Raw genomic sequence first — 3,357 nt, 5'->3', positions numbered from 1 at the left:
TAGGCCGTGTTGACAAAAGGGATTCCCAAACCCGCCTTGTTCTGATTCAAGACTGCTTTTTGAGGGGCAGTCATGGGTCGCGGGGATTTGTCGGACGCGGAGTGGGATCTGATCGGGCCGCTACTGCCGCCTGAGCGCGGTCGCTGGGCGCGGCCGGCGGGCGATAACCGGCGCTTTCTCAATGGAATGCTTCACGTGCTGCGGGTCGGCTGCCCCTGGCGCGACATGCACGAGCGCTATGGCAAATGGAACTCGGTCTATGTGCGCTTCCGTCGCTGGGCCGAACAGGGTGTCTGGGATGCTCTCCTGCAAACGCTGGTCGATCTGGGTCTGACCGACGACTGGCAACACATGATCGACAGCACCAGCGTTCGCGGCCATGTCTCGGCAGCGGGCGGAAAAGGGGGGCTTGTGCGAACGCTCTTGGTCGATCACGCGGCGGCTTTACGAGCAAAATCCACGCCCGCTGCGACAATCAAGGACTGCCTGTCGGCTTCATCCTCACCGGCGGCGAGGCTTCCGATTACACCGCTGCCGAACCGCTGATGGCGATCCCCGTCGCCACACCCAAGGCGCTGCTCGCGGACAAGGGCTATGATGGTGATCACTTCCGGGAAAGCCTGCTGACCCGGGGCATCCTGCCGATCATCCCGCCTCGCTCGAACCGCAAGGTGCCAGAGCATCCCGACTATCGCCGCTACAAGGACCGAAACCGCGTCGAGCGCATGTTCGGCAAACTCAAACAGCAACGACGCATCGCCACCCGCTATGACAAGACCATCCTCTCGTTCGAAAGCTTCCTCAACCTCGCCGCCTCGCGCCTATGGTTGAAGTCTTTTGTCAACACGGCCTAGCCTGGTAATCGACGGAAAAAACTACTCGTTCGATGGTCGACTTATCGAAGAATGAGTTTTTTCGGTATATTTGCCTAATTATCTTCGGGCGAGGTCTTTTGCCTGCCGGGTTCAATGCGCCTCTCCCCTTCCCATCGCTTCGCGACAGGGAGGGTTTTGGGTGGTCGTTTCGTATCAGGTTCCTCCCTGTGCCGTAGGCATGGGGAGGGGGACCGCCCGTAGGGTGGTGGAGGGGCGGCGGCGGTGCGTTTGGCGCCTTCGTCAGTGCTTTGCGCTGCCACCTCCGCATGGCTTTGCCACGGGGAGGATTTTTTGGTCCGGCGTGGTGGGGGTTGGGGTTTTTGGGTTGATTGTTGTGGTTTAGGTAGGGGGGTGTTGCCGCGGGTGTTGGTGGGGAGTGGGGCGTTGCGTTTTTGCCCCTCCGTCAGTCCTGCGGACTGCCACCTCCCCATGGCTGCGCCACAGGGAGGATATTGTGGAGGTTGGGGTGCGCCAGACTTCTAGGGGGACGGTCAGGAAAGCGCGGGGGCTTCGGCGCGAGATGTCTTTGCCTGAGGTGATGTTGTGGCAGCGGTTGCGGGGGCGGCCGGGTGGGGTGAAGTTTCGGCGGCAGCATCCGGTGGGGGTGTATGTGGCGGATTTTTATGCGGCGGATGCGCGGTTGATCGTCGAGGTTGATGGGTTGGCGCATGATTTTCGGGTGGAGCGCGATTTGGTGCGCGATGACTGGCTGCGGGGGCAGGGGTTTGCGGTGGTGCGGGTCGCGGCAGCGGATGTTTTGCGCGATGTGGATGGGGTGGTTGAGGGGTTGGTTCGGTTGGTTTTGGCGGGTTAGGACGTTGGCGTTGCGCTATGGCCCCTCCGTCAGCCGCTTTGCGGCTGCCACCTCCCCATGGCTTCGCCACAGGGAGGATTTGGGCTCGCTTCGCTTCGCATTCCTCCCTGTCGCGTAGCGATGGGGAGGGGGACCGTCGCCGTAGGCGATGGTGGAGGGGCGGCGGCGTGGCGCTAAAAGCCCCTCCGTCAGTCCTTCGGACTGCCACCTCCCCATGGCCTTTGGCCACAGGGAGGATTGGTTTAGCTGCTTAGTTGCTTAGCTGCTTGCCCATGCGGATGAGGGGGACGGTGGCGCCGTTGGGGCCGGGTGCTTCGACATGCTCAATGGGGCTATAGCCGCATGCGCGGTAGAGGGGTTCGCCGGATAGGGTGGCCATCAGCTCGGTGCGGGCGAAACCGGCCTGCTGCGCGGCGGCTTCGCAGAGCGCCATCACCATGCGGCCGACGCCCTGCCTTGCAAAGGCGGGGTGGGTGTACATGGCGCGGATGCGGGCGGCGTCGGTGGCGGGGTTGAGCGGGGCGGGGTCGCGCAAGTTCGCGGCGTGGTCGCCGCCGTAAAGCGTCGCGCGGTGCGACCAGCCGCCGCAGCCCGCGATCCGACCCTCCGCCTCGATGACAAAATAGGTGCCGTCGGCGATCAGCTGGGTGTCGAGGCCCATGACCGCTTGGCTGGCGGCGATCTGGGCGTCGTCGAGGAAGCCCTTTTGCAGTTCGGCGATCGCGAGCGCCATCACCGCGTGCAGCGCGTCGAGGTCCGACGGCTGCGCGAGGCGGTGGCGGAGCGTCATTACGATGTCAGGCGCCGTTGGCGGCGCTCAGAATCGCGCGCACGCTGGCGGTCGCGACGTCGGTGTCGAGGCCGCAGCCGAAGACGCTTTTGCCGTCCGCGGTGCGGCATTCGACATAGGCGGCGGCTTGGGCGGTGCTGCCCTGGCCGATCGCGTGCTCGCTGTAGTCGACGATGTCCATGACCGGGCCGCCGGATTCGGCGAGCGCGGCGATGACGCTGCTCATCAGGCCGTTGCCGCGGCCGCTGACGCTGCGTTGCTGGCCGTCGATGCGGAGGACTCCAGCAAAGATGCGTTCGGGGTTGGGGCGGTTCTGCGCCGTTGGACCCCACCCCAACCCCTCCCCTGAAGGGGAGGGGCTATCTGAGGCGGCGTGGCTTTCGGACCAGTCGACGAGCTGGAATCTTTTGTCCTCGACCTTGAGATAGGCGGTTTCGAACGCGCCCCAGATGTCGTCGGCGGTCAGCTCGCGGCTGGTCTCATCCGCCAGCGCCTGCACGACATGGCTGAAGCTGGCCTGCATCTTCTTGGGCAGTTTCAGCCCCTTGTCCTGTTCGAGCACCCAGGCGACGCCGCCCTTGCCCGACTGGCTGTTGACGCGGATTACTGCTTCATAGCTGCGGCCGAGGTCGGCGGGGTCGATGGGCAGATAAGGGACTTCCCAGCGCTCGTCATTCTGGCGCTCGCGCGCGGCAAAGCCTTTCTTGATTGCGTCCTGATGGCTGCCCGAGAAGGCGGTGTACACCAGCTCGCCGCCATAGGGGTGGCGCGGGTGGACGGGGAGCTGGTTGCAATATTCGACCGTCGCGATGACTTCGTCGATGTTCGAAAAGTCGAGCCCGGGGTCGACCCCCTGCGTGTACATATTCAGCGCGATG

3 protein-coding genes and 1 pseudogene are annotated in these 3,357 nt (G+C 64.3%); 2 read left to right on the top strand and 2 right to left on the bottom strand.

Annotation, left to right across the window (positions count from 1 at the left end; translation table 11 throughout):
- The first annotated feature begins 72 nt into the window (after positions 1–72).
- Positions 73–854 (top strand): annotated as a pseudogene (locus tag VGN68_RS00350) (IS5 family transposase).
- A gap of 475 nt (positions 855–1,329) precedes the next feature.
- Complete coding sequence (locus VGN68_RS00345; protein WP_327472753.1) at positions 1,330–1,689, top strand: endonuclease domain-containing protein; 360 nt, start codon at positions 1,330–1,332, stop codon at positions 1,687–1,689.
- 250 nt (positions 1,690–1,939) lie between these two features.
- On the opposite strand, the gene VGN68_RS00340 is transcribed toward VGN68_RS00345, so the two are convergent.
- Entirely contained in the window at positions 1,940–2,479 is a 540-nt protein-coding gene (locus tag VGN68_RS00340) for a GNAT family N-acetyltransferase (RefSeq protein ID WP_327472751.1), read from the bottom strand.
- Between the two features lie 7 nt (positions 2,480–2,486).
- A partial coding sequence (locus VGN68_RS00335) for an alpha-isopropylmalate synthase regulatory domain-containing protein (RefSeq protein ID WP_327472749.1) occupies positions 2,487–3,357 on the bottom strand: 871 nt, incomplete at its 5' end.

The sequence above is a fragment of the Sphingopyxis sp. genome (assembly GCF_035998965.1).
Classification (GTDB): Bacteria; Pseudomonadota; Alphaproteobacteria; order Sphingomonadales; family Sphingomonadaceae; genus Sphingopyxis.
Note: the sequence above shows the minus strand (reverse complement) of the source record. Positions and strands in the feature narration are given on the sequence as shown.

What these genes read in the sequence shown, in the direction of transcription:
- VGN68_RS00340 (WP_327472751.1), bottom strand. Translation starts at nt 2,479, where the DNA reads ATGACGCTCCGCCACCGCCTCGCGCAGCCGTCGGACCTCGACGCGCTG.